Origin of the sequence: Anoxybacillus sp. ST70, from assembly GCF_019553625.1 — a bacterium.
GTDB classification, from domain to species: Bacteria; Bacillota; Bacilli; order Bacillales; family Anoxybacillaceae; genus Anoxybacillus; species Anoxybacillus gonensis.
Map to the genome: position 1 here is coordinate 55,778 of NZ_JAHZOF010000004.1, position 19,410 is coordinate 75,187.

Below are 19,410 nucleotides of genomic sequence, written 5' to 3' on the forward strand. Positions count from 1 at the left end.
AATGAGCGTGAAACTTGTTATTCTCGGCTTGTTGATGGAAGGTGAAAAACATCCATATGAAATTCAACAAATTGTCAATGAACGCCATATGAAACATTATATTAAACTTGCAGCCGGATCGCTCTATTATGCCTTTGATCAGCTTGAAAGACAAGGATATGTAGAAGTGGTCGATGTCGTACGCGATACAAATCGTCCAGATAAAACGATTTACCGCATTACCGAAAAAGGAAAGCAACACTTTGAACAGCTCTTGCTAGAAGAATTACAAAAACATGAACATATTCACCGTTCTATTTATGCGGGACTATCTTTTGCTGCATATGCCGATGCAGCAAAAGTAAGTGCGGTATTAGAGCGACGTTTGCAAGAAACAAAACAACAACTCGAAAAATTGAAATGGATATTTGAACAAAAGCGACCAAATGAATATGTCGCAAAATTGTACGTGTTAAAAGGAGTCATCATGCATTTAGAAACCGAAATAGAATGGCTCCAACAATTAATCCAAGTTGCTAACAATAAAAAACTACATGAAAAAGGAGGGAGCTAGCTCCCTCACTTTTTTTGCAACATAAATAACCACATAAACGAAACAGCCTGTTTTAATTCTGTTGGTAGCTGTTGAATGGAATGCTCATCGACGCCACGCTTATACACTCCCTCTTGAGAAACAGTGATGAAGCCATTTTCCTTTGCTAACTGTTCAAACTCCCATGGCATCATCGTATTACAAATGACTGCTTCATCATATAAACGACGATAGCTATTCACTCGAGGAGCGGCCGTTGGGCCAAGAATGCCGACGCATACATATGCATTTGTTTTTAACACCCGACGAACTTCTTCAAGTGCAGCAAGTGGGCGTTCAGTCCATTCCAAGCAGTTAATAATCATCGCACCGGAAAACGTTTCATCTGGAAAAGGCAAGTTCATAATGTCTGCTTGTTGAAAATGAAGATGTTCATGATACCTTTGTTTTTTCGCTAATTCAATCATTTCACTTGATAAATCTAATCCGATGACACGATATCCTTGTTGACATAGTTTATATGACCCGTATCCATCCCCACATCCAATATCTGCAATATATCCTTCTTTCGGCATATATGTCGTGACAAACGGAATAATTGTCTTTCGACTTCCTCTCTCCCACATGTCTTCACTACTTTGATGCCACCACTCTGCCCGCTCATCCCATTGTTTTTCCGCCTCTTTATGCCATGCGCGCATAACTCCACCCCTTTTTGAAAAAATAAACATGTTACGTTTATTGTAGCAGAAAGGAGGCCGAAACATGACAAAAAAAGTGAACGAAGGAAGTCGAAATCAAAACGCACCGACACAACATGGACAACTATATGAAGGTGCAGGAGATAACAGTAAAGGCCGTAAGCAAAACAAAAGCCAAAGCGATAAAACAGAGTAATGAAAAAAGTCGGGCTGATCGCCCGACTCATTCTTCTCGCTTGCTAACACGAATAGCTGGTGTGTTGTTCCCCACATAAAACGGAACGCCTTCTTCATGTGGATAGCCATAAAAATAACGGTTGATCTCTTGTTCAGCAAACGCTACTTCATCTTCTCGCATTGTTCGTTTTTTCTCCATCGCCTATCCCCCCTAGACGATAGAATAACCGAACAAATCGTTATTCATGCAAAGGCTCGTCTGAAACAATCACCCCATCTTCATCAACATACACGTATGTACCCGGCCTCCACTCTATATCCCCGAAATAAACAACTGTATCTCGTGCCCCTTTTCCTTCTTTTTTACTTTTGCGCGGACATGTTCCGAGGGCAACGACACCAATTGGCATCGTGCTGATTTCTTTCGAATCACGAATACATCCGTGTACAATAATACCTGCCAATTGGCGATCATATGCGATTTGCGCGAGGCGATCCCCTACAAGCGCACAACGTCTCGATCCTTTTCCGTCAACAACGACTACACTTCCTGCGGGTACCGTTTCTAGCGCTTCTCGAACAAGTACATTATCCTCAAAAACATCTACTGTTGTCATTGGTCCATAAAATGATGTTTTTCCACCATAACTTTGAAATGTCAATGAACAAACGCGTACACGTTCCCCGTATTGATCGCATAAATCTGCCGTTTTCATCCTCATCCCCCATTTTTGTCAATCTCAACATAATAATATTCAATTTATTCAGAAAAATCAATAAATGAAAACGAAAAGAACGAACTGTTCTCTTCTATCGCTCCGTTCGTTAAAAAATAAATAAACAAAACGAGAAAGCAGTAAAAAAGCAACGTTTCAAAAAAGCTAGACGTACGATAAGTCATAATAAAACGATATCTTTTTTTCGAAAATGGCCAAAGTAGCGGAACACCTTGACTCGAACAGTAATCAGCTAACACATGAAACGCATAACCGAGACATAATCCGAGCGTAAAAGGAGAAAAATGTTGGAATAATAAAACGGCTGTGATCGCTCCCCATGCTAATAGCGAGTGCGTAAATCCACGATGACCAAACGCCTTTTTCACTTGTTTCGCCACACCAAGTGAGCGGCGACCAATATACGAATTTGGTTCATCAATATCAGGAAGCAACCCTCCAATAGCTAATCCTGCTGCATAGGTAACAGTAAAAGATATAGGGGTATACGTTGCAATCCCCGCACCAATGGCTAATGATGAAACAATATGAGTATGATAACGCATTGTTTTTCACCTTCCTTTTGTAAACGCTTCACATGACACTAATTATTAACATTCATGAATTTGAGACTGTTTTTTCAATAAATGTTCATTCTTCAACTAACTTTGTGAAACTATTAGCATTATACTAGTATATGAACAAATTGACAAATGAAGCTGGTGAGGAAAAATGATAAAAAAAACACCTGCAGAACTAAGCGTTATGAAAAGTTTAGCATTTTTAGCGGTCGTTTTTCAAAGTGCGTTATTATATGTTATGAATGATCGCTATCCACATGCTGAGGAAGCGATTATGATCAGTATATTGTTTCAAGTCGTCAAATTTTCTGCGCCTGTGTTCGTCTTTTTAGTTGGATTTCATATTGCACAACAAAACGAAGCCATTCATTACTCACGTTACATGGCCCATAAATGGAGAGAGCTAATTATCCCGTATATCACATGGTCATCTATTTACTTTGTATTTAGTCATCCACATGCATGGGAAGCGATGAAACAACTATTGCTTGGGGAAGCAGCTCCTCATTTATGGTATGTCGTCATGATTATACAATTTCATTTACTCATTGGCGCCATTGTTCCCTTTTTCCGTTGGCTGAATGAAAAAAAGTATTGGAAATTATTTATTATTGTTAGTGCGATCATTTACATGAGCTTTGTTACATTCATTTCTCCATTCGTTCAAAGCAAATCATATGTACATTACATTGATCGCACATTTTTATCTTATTTCTTCTATTTTGGTTTAGGTGGTATGGCCGCATACACATTGCCAGCTTGGCGAAAATTTGTTATTCGGGCTATTCCACTTAACACATTTTTATTTTTATCTTTATTTATTTTTGTTGGGTATGAATTATTTACATCGCAAAGCATTTTTTCGATCGATTTAACAACGATCACGTATTTAAAACCTTCAATGGTGTTATATGTCACATCAGAAATTTTCTTGTTATACGGTTTATCAATCACCATTGTACAAACAAAATCGCTCCTATATACAGCGTTACGTTTCGTTAGTCGATATACGTACGGAGCATATATCGGACATGTATTTTTCTTATCCATGTTTGTGTCGATTATTCCGACAACGATGTATTCCCTATTACAAGCGGTCATGTTATTCGCCATGACAACCATTGCTTCCATCGGTATTTGCTATATGATACACGCTACACCGTTTAGCTTACTTTTTATCGGTCAAGCACGTGAACGTCGAACCATTTCCATCCCTATATTTTCAAAACTGAAAAAAGGCGTCCCAAGTTAATTTTTGGGATGTCTTTTGTTTTATTTGCACAAACCCGTCCTTTTACCAAACATATAATAAATTGGACAAATAGAAAAAGGAGGAAAAATATGAACATTAGTCGGAAAATTTTTTTAGGGTGCTTCATCATTTTATTAATCGTTATCGTTGTAGGAGGATTCCAAATATTTAGAATGAATGAAACAAAAGAGATGTACAATCACTTAATCGATCATCGTTTCCATATCATTACGAAAACAGATGAAATGGTCACTCTTTTTTATGAAGAGAGAAAAGATATACTAACTTATTTGCTACTAAAAGATGATAAATTTTTAGCGAGTTATGAAGAAAACCGAAGGAGTTTTTATACAAATTACGAACAAATAAGCTCAATGTTAACAACAACCGAAAGCAAAACGGTTATTAATAAGTTACAACAACTAGAATATCAATATTTCCAGTTCGTACAACAATTTTTACGTACAACTAATAAACAAGAACAAGCAAGTATTGTCCAGAAGCTTCAACAAACAGGTAACCATTTTTTACAAACGGCTGAACAAATGTTACAGCGACAAAAAACATTATTAGCAACGGATCAACAACACATTGAACAGTACATGAAACAAACGTATATGATATCACTCATAATTATCACATCCCTCATTTTATTTGGTAGCGTTGCTTCCTTTTTTATTAGTCGACAAATTGCCAAGCCGATCCGCCTCGTTTCTGACGAACTACAACGCATAGCAAAACAAGACTTATCTTCCCCACCTTTGCCAGTGAAAACAAAAGACGAAACAAAATATATGATTGAATCAATTAATGACATGAAAACAAAATTGAAGCAAACGATTGAAACGATGAAGGATATTTCTATTCATATGGCATCGCAAGCAGAGCAGTTTGCCGCTAGCTCAGAACAAAGTACGCAGTCGTCCGAGAAAGCGACAGAAACGGCTGAGCAAACATATGCAGAAGCGGAACAACAATTGCGCATGCTCAAAGTAGCGGACGATTCTTTACATGAATTTTCCATCGGGATGAGTCAAATTGCCGAAAGTACAGAAGATTTGCTTGCATCAGCAGAACGAGCACATGATTTTGTCAATCAAGGGAAACATTCCATTCAAGCGGTGACAACACAAGCTTCCGATATGCGTGATGCCATGTTTACAACAAAAACACTTGTTGAATCACTTCAACAACATTCTGAGAAAATTGGAAAAATTACGAACGTCATTACGGCTATCGCTGAACAAACGAACTTGCTTGCTCTAAACGCAGCGATTGAAGCTGCGCGTGCCGGTGAGCATGGAAAAGGATTTACTGTTGTCGCTGACGAGGTACGAAAACTATCTGAGCAATCGAAAGAAGCGGCAAAAGAAATTGAAACGATGCTAGATCAAATAAAGATCGGAACAAAAAAAGTAGCGCAAGCCATCGAGGAAAATACGAAAAAGCTTGTTGACGGCACGACATACTATGAAACGGCAAAACGATCATTTCAAGCCATTGATGACTCAGTAGAACGAGTGTTTTCTAAAGTACAAACCACATCAGCAGCGATTGAACAAATGACCGCGATTTCAAACGAAATAACTGAAACGATGAAACAATTAAAACAACTAGCGCATCAAGTCATGCAAAAAAGTAAAGAGAGCGCTCTAACTGCAGAAGAACAGCTAGCCATGAACGAACAAATTTCTTCCGCTGCCCAAACGCTTGCTAAACTTAGCGAGCAACTTCGTACAATAGTTGAATTATTTCGTCTGTAGCTGTGCATACATGTATGCACAGCTACTGCTTGTCAAAATATTGGGCAAGTTCAACAATCATCGCTCCCATCCGTTCATGAGCTGGAGCAATGACGCGTGCAATCCCTTCTTCATGTAATGCCTCTTTTGTTACTTTTCCTACCGCAACAGCTACAACATCATCAGCAAATGCTCGTTTTATTTCTTGAACATATCCCCACTCCTTTACAAATGAAAAGAAAAAGCGCACTTGAATCGCTGATGTAAAACAAACCGCTTGTACAGAACGAGAGATGATTTCTTCAATAAGCTGTTTCATCACATCAGCCGCAGGTGGCGTATGGCGATACGGCCATATCTCTTGATATAACGCGCCTCGTTTAACTAAAAATTGTTGCAACGATGGAGCTGAGTCTCCATAAAGTTGAACAACGACACGTTTGTCTGTCCATTCCACGTCCTTTAGCGCATGCACAAGACCTTGTGTTGTTCCGTCTTCTGCCGTTATGTGTGGGCTTATGCCGTATGTACGTAAAACGTTTGTCGTTTTATACCCACGCACCGCCACATGCGCTTGACGAATGGCTTGAAGAAACTTTTCTCCCACCCCCCACTCGTCTGCTTTTTTCATTAATGTATCAACACCAATTCCTGTCGTAAAAATAAACCAATCGACTGGTTCATTGACCATTTGATGAAGTTGTTGTTTTAGCTCTTCATTAAAAAACATCGTCCCTTGGGCAGGACGCAAGATCGGAATGCCCCCTTGTTTAACGATAAGCGCACTCATTTCCTCTATTTTACGCGAGGCACATAGTGCAATTTTTTTATTCGTTAACGCTTTCTCACCCATTCTCTCATCTCCTTTTCTTCCCATCATACCACATAAAGATGCGAGATGGCGCAAAATTTGTAGAAACGTGACATAAAACATCGAACGATTATGTATTCACAACATGATGAACTTTTCTTACAATATAGAAGACAATTCGACAAAAATATTTCGACAATTCAAACAAATGATTCTTTGAAAGGAGCGGCTTTATATGCCCTCGTTAATTAAAGAAATATTGCTAAATTTATTTTTTATTATATTAGCGCTACTAATTGTTCCTATCTGGCTTGAAGAACGACGCATATCCGATCACGCAAAAACAATTTTAAAAACGATAGCGATCGGGATATGCATTATATTTTGTATGACATTCCCTATACATGTAACAGACGGTTTTATTTTTGATTTACGTCAAGTCGCTATTTGGATTGGCGGTTTATACGGAGGAGCATTGTCAGCCCTTTTTCTTTCGAGCATCGCTGTTATTTATCGCTTCATTATCGGTGGCACGGAGGGTATTATTGTAACGATGATCATTACAACTATCCAAGTCATTATTTGCTTCTTTCTTTACAGAAAGTTTCAAACATCTTTATCTTCGAAACAACGAATTACTTCGATTACTCTTTTATCACTCGGAACAGCTATGTTAACAATGATACTCTCTAGCATATGGATTGTTGATGACTACCAAATTTTACACATTATTTCAACATATTTTCCAGCACAGCCACTTGCAGCGTTTTTAGGTGCCTATATTACTGAAACGATCCAAAAACATAGCGACCTTCGTCGACGCATTATTCGTGCCGAAAAGATGGAAGTGGTCGGACATTTAGCTGCTTCCATTTCACACGAGGTGCGCAACCCATTAACTGTATCTAGAGGATTTATGCAATTGTTACTGCAAAGTGAACGAATGAATTATAAAGATAAACAATACATTCAAATTGCAATTGAAGAAATTGACCGCGCCGAAGCAATTATTACAGATTACTTAACGTTCGCCAAACCAGCTCCAGAACATGTCGAAAAATTAAATGTAAAAACCGAAATTGAGCGAGTACTTGATATTTTACGTCCCCTCGCTAACATGAACAGCATCGAAATTCAAACATCCCTCTTGCCATTTGCGGTAAAAGGAGAACGCCAAAAATTTCAACAATGTTTGTTGAACGTCATGAAAAATGCTATTGAAGCGATGCCAAATGGAGGTACATTGCGTATTAACGTATCAATCGATAAAGATTACGTGCTTATTCATATTAGTGATACAGGAGTTGGCATGACAAAAGACCAAATTGAACGATTAGGAGAACCGTATTTTACAACAAAGGGAGCAAAAGGGACGGGGCTTGGAATGATGGTTGTTTACCGCATTGTTGAGACGATGAAAGGAGATTTATTTATTCATAGTGAAGTGGGGGAAGGAACAGACGTATATATGTATTTTCCATCTTATTACAAATCAGATGTTGAGAAATTTTCACAAAAAAACGAAAAAGCGATCCCAATTTGAACAAGTTATTTATTGACTTGTTCTTTTCTTTTTTATTGATTATTTAGAACATAGTTCAACTAATGAAAAAGGTCGTATATGAAACGACCTTTTATAACTGTTTAGAAAATTCCTTACCAAACGCAATGCATAATTGTTTATCTTTATTTGTTGGCGTCAATTCGATCTTCAATCCTTCAAGAACGACTTCGGCCCCACATTCTTGCAGTTTTTCGATTAAAATATCAACAGCAGCACCATATTTTTCATAACTTGAATCGCATGAGCCGAAAACAGCCGCTTTTTTTCCTGTTAAGTCCACGTCATTCAATTCATCATAAAAATCTAAAAAGTCATCTGGCAGTTCTCCATCTCCCCATGTGTACGCTCCGAGCAAAATGCCGTCATATTGTTCAAGTTCTGTTGCGGTAGCATCCAACACTTCTTTTACATCTAACTCGACTCCTTGTTCACGAACGCCTTGAGCAATCGCTTCCGCCATTTCTTCTGTATTGCCTGTCATGCTTGTAAATACCATGATTACTTTTGCCATCAGTAATCCCCCTATAAATATAATTGATAATTATTTTCAGTAAATATATTAAATGATAATGATTATCTTTGTCAAATAGTTTTCATAAAAAAACGCGCGCTTTTTCTCATCGCGCGCTTATAACCTATTATTCTTTCACTTCTTTTTTCCAGAATCCAACCATTAATGCAGTCACAAGTGAACCGATGAAAATGGCAAGCACATATAACAATGGATTCCCTTTTACAATCGGGATAACAAAAATGCCGCCATGTGGTGCAGGAAGTCCAATACCAAACATCATCGTTAACGCCCCCGCAATGGCTGAACCGACGATAATGGAAGGAATGACACGTCCTGGATCAGCTGCCGCAAACGGAATGGCCCCTTCTGTAATAAACGAAGCACCCATAATATAGCACGTTTTTCCTGCTTCCCGTTCCGCTTTTGTAAATTTCTTTTTGAATAATGTTGTTGCAAGTGCTAATCCTAAAGGAGGCACCATTCCACCTGCCATAATAGCTGCATGTGGGGCATAATTTCCGGCATCAATCATCGCAATGCCAAACGTAAACGCCGCTTTATTAATCGGTCCACCCATATCAACCGCCATCATACCACCGAGGATCAGACCAAGTAAAACAAGGTTGCCTGTTCCCATATTTTCAAGCCATGTTTTCATTCCTTCATTTAACGCTTTTACTGGATCAATGACGACATACATCATAATAAATCCTGTAAGCAATATTCCAAATAACGGATAAAGAAGAACCGGTTTAATTCCCTCAAGTGATTGCGGTAAACGACTAAACCATTTTTTCAATCCGACAACGAGATAACCGGCTAAAAAGCCCGCAATTAGTCCACCTAAAAAGCCTGCACCGCCATTTGCTGCCATAAATCCACCGACCATCCCCGGAGCAAATCCTGGACGATCCGCTATGCTCATCGCAATAAAACCAGCTAGCACTGGAATCATAAGTGCAAAGGCACTACCACCACCAATATCCATCAACGCTTTTGCTACCGGATGGAATGATGGATCATTTGGATCAAATGCTTTAATACCAAAAATAAATGAGATCGCAATTAAAATACCGCCACCGACAACGAACGGAAGCATATTCGATACGCCGTTCATTAAATGTTTATAAAATCCTGTTCGTTCTTTTGATGCATATGAACGCTGTCCACCGCTTGCTCGATAAATTGGAGCCTCTTGTTTTAAAGCTCGATCAATAAGTTGCTCGGGTTTACGAATAGCATCGGCAACAGGTACTTGGATAACATGTTTTCCATCAAATCGATCCATCTCTACTTGCTTATCTGCTGCAACGATAATGGCGACCGCTTCTTCAATTTCTTGTTGTGTTAACTCATTTTTCACACCACTTGAACCGTTTGTTTCTACTTTTATATCTACTCCCATTTCTTTTGCTTTTGCCTTCAAGGCGTCAGCAGCCATATACGTATGTGCAATTCCTGTCGGACAAGCGGTAACAGCTAACACTTTTTTCTTTCCATATGGTTGTTTTTCTTCTTTCACCATTTCTCCCTCCTTTTCTTGAATCACCTGAATGATCTGTTGTTTTGTCGAAGCGTTTTCAATTTTTGAGCGAAACGATGCATCCATTAACAATGTCGACAAGCGAGATAACGCTTCCAAATGTGTGTTATTTGCTCCTTCAGGTGCGGCAATCATAAAAAACAAATGGCTTCGTTTTCCGTCTAACGAATCGTAATCAATTCCTTCTTTCGAACGCCCAAAAACAACGGCTGGAGTGCGCACCGCTTTCGTTTTTGCATGAGGGATAGCAATTCCTTCGCCAATCCCTGTCGTGCTTTGTGCTTCACGGGCAAAAATTGCTTCAATAAACGTTTGACGATTGTGTAACTTTCCTGTCTTCTCAAGAACGTCTACTAATTCTTCAATCACTTCTTTTTTTGTTCGCGCTTTCAAATCAAGAACAATCGTATCCTCTGTCAACAAATCTGTTATTCTCATACCCGATCCTCCATTCGTATAATTTTTACTTCATCTAATAAGCGATGAACCTCTTCTTCTGTGCATAAATCTTCAGAAAATGCTGTTGCACTCCCCGCGGCAACACTATAACGAAACGCTTCTTCAAGCGATGCTTCGTTCACATATGCAGCTAAAAAACCCGCTACCATCGAATCGCCGGCACCAACCGAATTTTTCACTATTCCTTTTGGAGCTTGAGCGACTAATATCACATCTTTATGGAACAAAATGGCCCCATCTCCAGCAAGTGAAACAATTACGTGCTGGACACCATTGTTAATCAGTTTTTTCCCGTATTCCAATATTTGATGATGACTATGAATGCTGACTCCGAACAATTCTCCAAGCTCTATTTGGTTTGGTTTAAGTAAAAACGGCTCGTATGCAACGGCTTGTTTCAGTGCATTGCCACTCGTATCAACGACAACAGCAACCCGTCGTTTTTTTGCTTCTTCCATCATCGTGACGTAAAATGTATCATCTACCGAAGGCGGAAGGCTTCCTGCTAAAACGAGGATATCTCCTTTTTTTAATTGCTTAATTTTAGCAATTAACGCTTCTTTATGTTCGTCGCTAATAACCGGCCCTTCCCCATTTATTTCCGTTTCTTTTTCCCCTTTTAACTTAATGTTTAGTCGCGTTTGTCCAGGTACAGTAATAAAATCTGTTAAAATATGCTCTCTTTTCAATTCATCAGCAATAAACTGACCTGTAAATCCACCAATAAATCCAAGAGCAATATTATGAACGTGTAACCGTTTCAATACACGCGACACATTAATTCCTTTTCCGCCCGGAAAATATGCCGTTTTTGTTGCTCGATTTAATTTTCCAAGTTCGATCTGTTGTGCTTTCACAACATAATCGACGGAAGGATTTAACGTACATGTATAAATCATGACTTCACAACCTCTACTGTCGTTTTTGCTTCATACATTTCTAGCAACTCTTCATCTGTTTCATCCGTAATCATCGTTGCCTCTTGTAATGGTGCAATTTTGGCAAACGTACTTTCGTTTAATTTTGAGTGATCGGCTAATACAAAAGCTTGTTGTGATAAATGAATAGCAGTTTGTTTTATAAGCGCTTCTTCCGGATCTGGAGTTGTATAACCAAAGTCAATATGAACGCCGTTTACACCGATAAAACATTTGTCAAAACTATACTGTTGCAACGAGTGGATAGCTCCTCGACCAATTAACGCATTCGTTTTTTTCTTAATTAGTCCACCAACAAGATACGTTGGAATGTCTTTTTCTAACAGTGCTTCAATATGCATAATGCCGTTCGTTACGACGACGATATTTTTTGCTTCAATATAAGGAATCATCTGTAATGTTGTCGTTCCTGCATCTAAATAAATGCAATCACCATCTTGAATAAGACTTGCTGCGTATTTTCCAATGAGCTGTTTTTCATGAATGTTTTTCGTCGATTTTTCAAAAACGCTCAACTCTTCTCTTTTTTGTTGTAACAACGCAGCCCCACCATGAACGCGCTTTAATTTTTTTTCTTTTTCTAGTTGGCTTAAATCACGTCGAATCGTCGATTCCGAACATTGTGTTGCTTCAACAAATTCATGTAACTTTACAACTTCTTTTTCCTGTAGCAACTGCAAAATAATGCGATGTCTTTCTGGTGTTAACAATTTCACACCTCCTTTTTTAAACCGCTTACATCTTTATCATACCGAAGTATCATCAAAAAATCAATCAAATTCGCTCAATTTTAATCAAAAATTATCATAATTTTTCACATATCATTCAAAAACAATCATATTTCAGAAAAATAAAAACTGCCTCATGTAGAGACAGTTTTTATTTTTCTGTTGATTATTTAGAACATAGTTTTATTTTAAAACAAAACCAGTTACTGAGTGGGTAGCTGGTTTTGTTTTCATTTAAACATTTGTGCAGTGCGAACTGCTTTTTTCCATCCATCATATAAATGTTGGCGAACATCAGTAGACATTTTCGGTTCAAAGGCGCGATCAATATTCCACTGCTTCGCAATTTCTTCTTTACTTTGCCAATATCCAACTGCAAGTCCTGCCAAATAAGCCGCACCTAGTGCAGTCGTCTCATTAATCATTGGTCTCTCAACAGGCACACCGAGGATGTCGCTTTGAAATTGCATTAAAAAGTTATTTTGGACTGCTCCGCCGTCTACACGCAACGTTTTTAACGTAATTCCCGCATCTGCTTCCATGGCAGTTAACACATCTTTCGTTTGGTATGCAAGCGACTCAAGTGTTGCCCGAATGAAATGCTCTTTTGTCGTTCCACGCGTCAAGCCGAATACTGCTCCTCGTACGTCGCTATCCCAATATGGTGTTCCAAGTCCTACAAATGCTGGCACGACGTATACTCCATCCGTTGACTGCACTTTTATTGCATACGCCTCGCTATCTTTTGCTTCCTTAATCATTCGTAATCCGTCACGTAGCCATTGAATTGCAGATCCAGCAACGAAAATGCTCCCTTCTAGTGCATACTCGACTTTCCCATCCATCCCCCACGCAATCGTCGTTAACAAACCGTGTTTTGACTGAACGGCTTTTTCACCCGTATTCATTAACATAAAACAACCTGTGCCGTATGTGTTTTTCGCCATTCCTTCTTCAAAGCATGCTTGCCCGAATAATGCCGCCTGCTGATCTCCTGCAATTCCAGCGATCGGTACCTCTTGTCCGAAGAAATGGTAAGGTGCCGTATGTCCGTAAATTTCTGAAGATGGTCGAACATCTGGCAACATCGCTTTCGGCACTTGTAAAATGTCGAGTAACTCATCATCCCATTTTTGCTCATAAATGTTGAACATTAACGTTCTTGACGCATTAGAGTAGTCAGTTACATGTACTTTTCCGCCAGACAGTTTCCAAGTAAGCCATGTGTCAATTGTTCCAAACAATAAGTCCCCTCGTTCTGCTTTTTCACGTGCACCATCAACATGGTCTAAAATCCATTTCACTTTCGTTCCTGAAAAATAAGCGTCAATGAGCAAACCTGTTTTTTTATGAAATACATCATGATATCCAGCCTGTTTCAATTGTTCACAAATTTGCGCTGTTTGGCGTGATTGCCATACAATCGCGTTATAAATCGGCTGCCCTGTTTGTTTATCCCATACGACTGTCGTTTCGCGTTGGTTTGTAATACCGATTGCCGCAATTTGTTTTGGCTCAATAGCCGCTTCCGACAATACTGTTGCAATGACAGCTAAAATAGAGCCCCAAATTTCATTCGGATTATGCTCGACCCATCCTGGTTGAGGAAAATATTGTGCAAACTCTTTTTGTGCCATATGCACAATTTCCCCTTTTTGATTAAATAAAATGGCACGCGAACTCGTTGTCCCTTGATCAAGAGCTAAAATATACATACACCTATCCCCCTTGCAAAAAAAGACCCACACCGCGATTTATAAAAACGCGTGTGAGTCTCTCCTCTCTCTCACTAACATAATGAACTTAATTATAAGACTAATTGATTTTGAAAACGCTGTCAATACATTTGTTGCGGAGCAAAATACCGCCAAAGTTCGACATTTGATGTCGTTACAGCAACAGCCCCTGCGGCAAGTGCTGCTTCGACCTCTGTTTCATTTTCTATTAATCCGCCAGCAATAATGTTTTTCCCCGTTCGTTCATGAAGTTGAGAAATGACTTTCGGAACAACACCAGGCAACACTTCAATATAATCGGGGTTTGTTTTTTCTACAAGTTGAACGCTTCGCTCAAACGCGTTCGAATCAATAATAAATGTGCGTTGAATCGCGACCACGCCTTTTTGTTTCGCTTTCGTAATTACACTGCTTTTTGTCGAAATCAATCCATACGGTTTGACGAGCTGACATAAAAATTCCGTTGCATATTCGTCGCTTTTTAATCCTTGAATTAAGTCAACGTGAAGAAACATTTTTTTACCATGCTCATTTGCGTATGTATACACACTTTTCAGCATACCAATATGAATATCTAAAAATACCCCATATTCGTAATTCATTTTGATCAGTTTATCAAAATCTTTCATCGAACGTACAGCGGGCAAAATACGTTGTCCGTTCATCCTTCCATCACCTTTACATAAAATGTACGCGTTCTCGGTCCATCGAACTCGCAAAAATAAATGCCTTGCCATGTCCCAAGAAGCAACTGGCCTTTCGTGACAATAACATGCGCTGAGGATCCAACCGTGCTTGCTTTCATATGTGCCGCTGTATTTCCTTCACTATGCCGATCAAGCGCATGATGCCATGGATACAATTCATCAAAACGACGAATCATGTCTCGTTTCACATCCGGGTCAGCATTTTCATTTATTGTTATTCCTGCGGTTGTATGTGGACAATAAACAACAACAATTCCTTCTTGCACTCCACTTTCTGTAACAAATGATTGGACAAACGAAGTAACATCTACAAACTCATCTCGCTTCGTTGTTTGAATCGTCCATCGTTTCATCATCATACCTTCCCACCTTTATCCTCATATATTTATGATCATACATATTTTCACAATTCTTTTCCATAAAAAAATTCATGAGCACCTATCATAGTGAAAGCCCAGGATGATCTGGGCTTCAATCATATACATGGTGAGACGGAATGATATAATCTACCGAAATCACAGGCAAATCGTGCTGTTCAACAGAGGCAACAATTAAACCTTGTTTGCTTACAATACCAAATTGTTCTTTCTGCTGCTCAAATGCCGCTTCGCTAAACGCTAAAACCGTTTGATATAGCTTTTCTTGATCGACTTTTTGCTTTCGTACATGGTTACTTAACTTAATGATGACTTCTTTTCCACAAATTTGACCACGATACATGCCGCTCACTCCCTTTCTATACTCCTTACTGTTAATGTTATGCACTGATTACAAAAATCCTCCTCTAAAAAAATTTTTTGAAAAAATCGCCTTTTTGTCTTGACTCTTCCTTGTCATTCGTGTATAGTCTAATTATCATCTAACTGAATATATGTCCTGCACCGATTGGTTGCTGTGGATATATTCCGTTATATGAAAAATTTTTTCATTAGCCTATTGGCTAAAAGGTATTAGGAGGATTCAGTATTATGCAAAACGGTAAAGTAAAATGGTTTAACAACGAAAAAGGCTACGGATTCATCGAAGTTGAAGGCGGAGACGATGTATTCGTACACTTCACAGCAATCCAAGGTGAAGGCTACAAAACGTTAGAAGAAGGTCAAGCTGTTTCTTTTGAAATCGTTCAAGGAAACCGTGGCCCTCAAGCTGCAAACGTAGTGAAATTATAATCGTCTGAGATGATTCATATATAGCTCGACGAAAAGACCAGCAAACGCTGGTCTTTTTTCATTACATACTCCCCTCCTTTCACACAAATACTACAAACGAGGAGGGATAGCAATGACACAAAATCCAAAAAAGCCGCATCTTCAGTCCGATAGCGTATTTACTAAAATTGAAAATGCACATTTAGCCGTTGAATCAGCAAAAAAAATGGTTGCAACTGCAACAATGAGTTTAGATGACCATGCGTTTGATCATGCAAAACAGGCAATTGAACAAGCAAAAGAAGCAATTGCGCGCGCCAAAACAAACAAAGACGATCCATTATTGTTACAATGTGAAAAGGAACTAGCAGACGCACATCATCAATTATTTGAGACGATCAATCACATGTAGCCACAAGGTGTCCCGAGCATCCGGGACACCTTGTTACACTTTTTGTTTCACAAGCAACTGACCGTATTGTTGTATTTTTTTGCCTACTGTACATGTCTGAATGCAAAACGATTGCGCATACGATTTTCCGCACTCTTTACGAAATGTTCTGTTCACAAAACATCCTTCGCAATACGTATCAAACAACTCATTTAACCGAAGTAACACGTCTTTTCGATTCATCGTTCACGCCCCAACCGCATTGTACTCGTAATGATCGTTCCACGAAGCGCTTGTGTCGCTAATTGGTGCGCTTCACCATTTTGTTTTCTACGAATTGGTTCATAAATTGGTGAAATACAAAGTTTCTTCATTTTTTGCTCAATTCGCTCAATCCATCTCCCCTCTTCTGAAAATACTGGCCATTCATCAGATAATTGATGAAATACGACATGTGCGTCTCCGCGGAAAACGACGGGTAAATGATGAACACCGAGATGTTCAAGCTGTTCGAGTAAAAAATGGAATGCTGCATACTCCGCTTCATTATTTGACTGCAATTCATCTAGCTGCGCATTTGCGCGTATGCGAAATGGATCGCCGTTTTGTTTATAATAAATAACAACGCCAACTCCCGCTTTTTTTGTTTCATGATCAAAACCGCCATCAAAATATGCAACAACATCATGCGGATCCGCTTCGATTTCTTTCATTAGTTTGGCTAACTCTTTCTTTGTCCACGCTATACCACGTGCATCATAAAATAAAAGTTGTTTTACTCTTCCCGTTTTCTCTATATCTTCCGCAAAAACGAAAGCTTCTTCCACTTCCATTTCTTTTGATGTCCACACCATTTCCTTTTTTTTCGGTGTTACATATGTCCACTCCATAAATACCTTCACATCGCTCACCTTTTCTTTTTGATTTTATTATAACAGTTTAGACAAAAAATGATCTCAATTGTATAATATCCTTTGTGTCTTTATACTTTCATACAGAGGAGGGATCACCATGTTCAATGAAATACTCGGTCTTTTTTCTGCTATCGTCACATTTTCACTTGTATTGCTCATTTATCGTTTCTTCGGTCGTTCAGGTTTATTCGTATGGATCGGTTTTTCTACTGTTGTCGCTAATTTACAAGTCGTTAAAACGGTTGAATTACTTGGTATGACAGCTACACTTGGAAACGTCATGTACGGAACTGCCTTTTTAGTGACTGACATTTTAAGTGAAAAGTACGGAAAAAAAGAAGCACAAAAAGCGGTATGGCTCGGCTTTTTTACACTCATTTCACTCACGATCGTGATGCAACTTGCTTTATTATTTAAGCCGCATGCTACTGACTTCGCACAACCGGCATTAGAAACGATTTTCGGTTTGTTGCCACGTATCGCAGTTGGCAGTTTGCTTGCTTTTTTAATTAGCCAGTCACTTGATGTTCACTTATTTCATTGGTTTAAAAAGAAATTTCCGCACGATTCTCAACTTTGGATTCGCAATAATGGAAGTACGATGATTAGCCAATTAATCGATACGCTCGTTTTTGCATCGATCGCGTTTCTCGGTGTATTTCCATTTCACGATTGGATACAAATTTTTATTACGACGTATGTGTTAAAATGGATTGTCGCAATGTTAGATACACCTTTCGTATATATCGCAAAAAAAATATCTCCAAAATATATGGAATGATGGTAAAATGTTGTGTGAGGCTTCTGTCTCGCACAACATTTTTTGTAAAGGAGAGGAATATGAAATACAAAGCAGATTTAAGTTTATTGTTTGTTGCATTCGTTTGGGGAGCGACGTTTGTCGTCGTTCAAAATGCCGTTTCTTTTTTGCCCCCATTGTTGTTTAATGGCGTACGTTTTGCGATCGCAAGCATACTGCTATGGATTTGGGTGTTCATCTTTGAACGAAAACCGCTAGATAAACAGCTTATACTCTCTGGATTTATTCTTGGCATTTGGTTATGTCTTGGGTATGCTCTTCAAACAATTGGCTTATTGTATACTACTTCTTCAAAAGCAGGATTCATTACCGGACTAAATGTTGTTCTTGTCCCCTTTTTTTCATTTATGATTTTAAAGCAAAAACCTTCGCTTCATGCTGTCATTGGAAGCGTGTTAGCTACGTGTGGGCTATATTTTTTGACTATAAATGGAGATATGTCAATGAACAAAGGAGATCTCTTCGTCTTTTTATGCGCCATTGCTTTTGCATTACATATCGTTTCAACGAGCATCTATGCAACAAAATTTTCAGCTGTCCTACTAACAACCGTTCAAGTTCAGACGGTATCAATTGTTTGTTTTATATGTTCGTATTTGTTCGAAGATTGGTCCGTTATTCCGCTCTCCACTTTTTTAACATTTGATGTATGGGGCGCTTTACTCATCACCGCACTATTCGCAACAACCATTGCTTTCTTTATTCAAACGCATTTTCAACAATATACATCTCCAACACGTGTTGCTTTAATTTTTGCTCTAGAACCTGTTTTTGCTGCTTTGACTGCGTATATATGGAATGATGAACGTCTTCAACAGACTGCCTTATTCGGAGCTGCACTCATTTTATTAGGGATGGTTTTGTCTGAACTCCCTCAACATATATGGCAAAGGAAAAAGAGCGCTCGCCTGTCATAGCGAGCGCTTCCACCTACTTATTACGTAAGATAATCCTCCTGTAACAATACCAAGAAACGCTCCACCAATGACTTCAATAGGTTGATGACCAAGCCGTTCACGCAATAACTCCTCTTTCCGGTCAAGCTTCCCATCATCAGGAGCTCCTTTTATCTTTTCGATCTCTTCAGTTAACTCATTCACACGAATAGCTAGCTCCCCTGCTTGATGACGCACCCCTTGAGCATCGTACATAACAATTAAGCCAAAAATGGTCGCAAGGGCAAAATCTATGCTCTGCACTCCTCTTTTTAAAGCAACATACGTGGCAAGTGAAGCAACTCCCGCGGAATGCGAACTTGGCATACCACCTGTCTCGAAAAACAGTGACCAATCCCATTTTTTTGTTTTTCTTTTCGCCAATGGAATTTTTAAAAATTGTGCTAACGCAATTGTACATAATGCTGTTTGAATGGCTCGATTCATGTCCTTGCCTCCTTGCATATATTTTTCGAAAAGACGGATACAATATGCACAGGA

At 38.9% G+C, this 19,410-nt stretch carries 25 protein-coding genes; 9 read left to right on the top strand and 16 right to left on the bottom strand.

Annotated features, from left to right (window positions below):
• The first annotated feature begins 1 nt into the window (after window position 1).
• Window positions 2–553: a PadR family transcriptional regulator gene (locus K1I43_RS07300; protein WP_009361188.1), complete on the top strand. Its 552-nt coding sequence runs from the start codon at window positions 2–4 to the stop codon at window positions 551–553.
• A 5-nt stretch (window positions 554–558) separates the two neighbouring features.
• Here the strand turns inward: K1I43_RS07300 and K1I43_RS07305 are convergent, their stop codons facing one another.
• Window positions 559–1,233 (bottom strand): class I SAM-dependent methyltransferase, encoded by a 675-nt coding sequence (locus K1I43_RS07305; protein ID WP_009361187.1) that lies wholly within the window; start codon window positions 1,231–1,233, stop codon window positions 559–561.
• 64 nt (window positions 1,234–1,297) lie between these two features.
• Here K1I43_RS07305 and K1I43_RS15665 point away from each other — a divergent pair, with 64 nt between their 5' ends.
• Entirely contained in the window at window positions 1,298–1,429 is a 132-nt protein-coding gene (locus tag K1I43_RS15665) for a hypothetical protein (protein WP_019416538.1), read from the top strand.
• A gap of 27 nt (window positions 1,430–1,456) precedes the next feature.
• On the opposite strand, the gene K1I43_RS07310 is transcribed toward K1I43_RS15665, so the two are convergent.
• From K1I43_RS07310 to K1I43_RS07320, 3 genes are read right to left on the bottom strand one after another with little or no spacing between them, the layout of a single operon-like run.
• On the bottom strand, window positions 1,457–1,609 hold the full coding sequence (locus tag K1I43_RS07310) for a hypothetical protein (protein ID WP_019416539.1): 153 nt from the start codon (window positions 1,607–1,609) through the stop codon (window positions 1,457–1,459).
• Between the two features lie 40 nt (window positions 1,610–1,649).
• Window positions 1,650–2,126: a ribonuclease E activity regulator RraA gene (gene rraA / locus K1I43_RS07315; RefSeq protein WP_009361184.1), complete on the bottom strand. Its 477-nt coding sequence runs from the start codon at window positions 2,124–2,126 to the stop codon at window positions 1,650–1,652.
• 44 nt (window positions 2,127–2,170) lie between these two features.
• Window positions 2,171–2,692: a metal-dependent hydrolase gene (locus tag K1I43_RS07320; RefSeq protein WP_019416541.1), complete on the bottom strand. Its 522-nt coding sequence runs from the start codon at window positions 2,690–2,692 to the stop codon at window positions 2,171–2,173.
• Window positions 2,693–2,858: 166 nt separating this feature from the next.
• On the opposite strand from K1I43_RS07320, the gene K1I43_RS07325 reads away from it, so the two are divergent.
• Window positions 2,859–3,959 carry an acyltransferase gene (locus K1I43_RS07325; protein WP_019416542.1) on the top strand — a complete coding sequence of 367 codons (1,101 nt, stop codon included), beginning with the start codon at window positions 2,859–2,861 and terminating at the stop codon, window positions 3,957–3,959.
• 89 nt (window positions 3,960–4,048) lie between these two features.
• The gene (locus K1I43_RS07330) at window positions 4,049–5,722 is read left to right on the top strand and encodes a methyl-accepting chemotaxis protein (protein ID WP_019416543.1); all 1,674 of its coding nucleotides are present in this window, start codon (window positions 4,049–4,051) and stop codon (window positions 5,720–5,722) included.
• A gap of 22 nt (window positions 5,723–5,744) precedes the next feature.
• On the opposite strand, the gene K1I43_RS07335 is transcribed toward K1I43_RS07330, so the two are convergent.
• Window positions 5,745–6,554: a uroporphyrinogen-III synthase gene (locus K1I43_RS07335; protein WP_026011454.1), complete on the bottom strand. Its 810-nt coding sequence runs from the start codon at window positions 6,552–6,554 to the stop codon at window positions 5,745–5,747.
• Between the two features lie 193 nt (window positions 6,555–6,747).
• Between K1I43_RS07335 and K1I43_RS07340 the strand changes: the two genes are divergently transcribed.
• Window positions 6,748–8,055 (top strand): ATP-binding protein, encoded by a 1,308-nt coding sequence (locus K1I43_RS07340; protein ID WP_220382629.1) that lies wholly within the window; start codon window positions 6,748–6,750, stop codon window positions 8,053–8,055.
• 91 nt (window positions 8,056–8,146) lie between these two features.
• On the opposite strand, the gene K1I43_RS07345 is transcribed toward K1I43_RS07340, so the two are convergent.
• The 8 genes from K1I43_RS07345 to K1I43_RS07380 form a co-directional block, all read right to left on the bottom strand.
• Window positions 8,147–8,587 (bottom strand): flavodoxin, encoded by a 441-nt coding sequence (locus K1I43_RS07345; RefSeq protein WP_019416545.1) that lies wholly within the window; start codon window positions 8,585–8,587, stop codon window positions 8,147–8,149.
• Window positions 8,588–8,714: 127 nt separating this feature from the next.
• Window positions 8,715–10,571 carry a PTS fructose transporter subunit IIABC gene (locus tag K1I43_RS07350; protein ID WP_136260359.1) on the bottom strand — a complete coding sequence of 619 codons (1,857 nt, stop codon included), beginning with the start codon at window positions 10,569–10,571 and terminating at the stop codon, window positions 8,715–8,717.
• On the bottom strand, window positions 10,568–11,491 hold the full coding sequence (gene pfkB, locus K1I43_RS07355) for a 1-phosphofructokinase (RefSeq protein ID WP_019418312.1): 924 nt from the start codon (window positions 11,489–11,491) through the stop codon (window positions 10,568–10,570). The genes K1I43_RS07350 and pfkB overlap by 4 nt, the downstream gene beginning before the upstream one ends.
• On the bottom strand, window positions 11,488–12,240 hold the full coding sequence (locus tag K1I43_RS07360) for a DeoR/GlpR family DNA-binding transcription regulator (RefSeq protein ID WP_220382630.1): 753 nt from the start codon (window positions 12,238–12,240) through the stop codon (window positions 11,488–11,490). Before K1I43_RS07360 ends, pfkB begins: the two co-directional genes overlap by 4 nt.
• A gap of 248 nt (window positions 12,241–12,488) precedes the next feature.
• Window positions 12,489–13,973 carry a glycerol kinase GlpK gene (gene glpK / locus K1I43_RS07365; protein ID WP_220382631.1) on the bottom strand — a complete coding sequence of 495 codons (1,485 nt, stop codon included), beginning with the start codon at window positions 13,971–13,973 and terminating at the stop codon, window positions 12,489–12,491.
• Between the two features lie 122 nt (window positions 13,974–14,095).
• Entirely contained in the window at window positions 14,096–14,659 is a 564-nt protein-coding gene (locus K1I43_RS07370) for a glycerol-3-phosphate responsive antiterminator (RefSeq protein WP_009361170.1), read from the bottom strand.
• Entirely contained in the window at window positions 14,656–15,060 is a 405-nt protein-coding gene (locus tag K1I43_RS07375; protein ID WP_009361169.1) for a secondary thiamine-phosphate synthase enzyme YjbQ, read from the bottom strand. Before K1I43_RS07375 ends, K1I43_RS07370 begins: the two co-directional genes overlap by 4 nt.
• A gap of 112 nt (window positions 15,061–15,172) precedes the next feature.
• Complete coding sequence (locus K1I43_RS07380) at window positions 15,173–15,421, bottom strand: hypothetical protein (protein WP_009361168.1); 249 nt, start codon at window positions 15,419–15,421, stop codon at window positions 15,173–15,175.
• 248 nt (window positions 15,422–15,669) lie between these two features.
• Here K1I43_RS07380 and cspD point away from each other — a divergent pair, with 248 nt between their 5' ends.
• Both cspD and K1I43_RS07390 read left to right on the top strand, forming a co-directional pair.
• Complete coding sequence (gene cspD, locus K1I43_RS07385) at window positions 15,670–15,870, top strand: cold-shock protein CspD (protein WP_003398931.1); 201 nt, start codon at window positions 15,670–15,672, stop codon at window positions 15,868–15,870.
• Window positions 15,871–15,982: 112 nt separating this feature from the next.
• Entirely contained in the window at window positions 15,983–16,261 is a 279-nt protein-coding gene (locus tag K1I43_RS07390; protein ID WP_019418307.1) for a DUF2564 family protein, read from the top strand.
• A gap of 33 nt (window positions 16,262–16,294) precedes the next feature.
• Here K1I43_RS07390 and K1I43_RS07395 read toward each other — a convergent pair whose 3' ends face one another.
• Window positions 16,295–16,483 carry a zinc-finger domain-containing protein gene (locus K1I43_RS07395; RefSeq protein WP_019418306.1) on the bottom strand — a complete coding sequence of 63 codons (189 nt, stop codon included), beginning with the start codon at window positions 16,481–16,483 and terminating at the stop codon, window positions 16,295–16,297.
• The gene (locus K1I43_RS07400; protein ID WP_083842736.1) at window positions 16,480–17,130 is read right to left on the bottom strand and encodes a ribonuclease H family protein; all 651 of its coding nucleotides are present in this window, start codon (window positions 17,128–17,130) and stop codon (window positions 16,480–16,482) included. The genes K1I43_RS07395 and K1I43_RS07400 overlap by 4 nt, the downstream gene beginning before the upstream one ends.
• Before the next feature lie 121 nt (window positions 17,131–17,251).
• On the opposite strand from K1I43_RS07400, the gene K1I43_RS07405 reads away from it, so the two are divergent.
• Complete coding sequence (locus tag K1I43_RS07405; RefSeq protein ID WP_026011794.1) at window positions 17,252–17,935, top strand: queuosine precursor transporter; 684 nt, start codon at window positions 17,252–17,254, stop codon at window positions 17,933–17,935.
• 59 nt (window positions 17,936–17,994) lie between these two features.
• The gene (locus tag K1I43_RS07410; protein ID WP_019418303.1) at window positions 17,995–18,891 is read left to right on the top strand and encodes a DMT family transporter; all 897 of its coding nucleotides are present in this window, start codon (window positions 17,995–17,997) and stop codon (window positions 18,889–18,891) included.
• Here the strand turns inward: K1I43_RS07410 and K1I43_RS07415 are convergent.
• On the bottom strand, window positions 18,886–19,356 hold the full coding sequence (locus K1I43_RS07415; protein ID WP_009361162.1) for a divergent PAP2 family protein: 471 nt from the start codon (window positions 19,354–19,356) through the stop codon (window positions 18,886–18,888). The two genes, K1I43_RS07410 and K1I43_RS07415, sit on opposite strands and share 6 nt — an antisense overlap.
• Window positions 19,357–19,410: the final 54 nt, after the last annotated feature.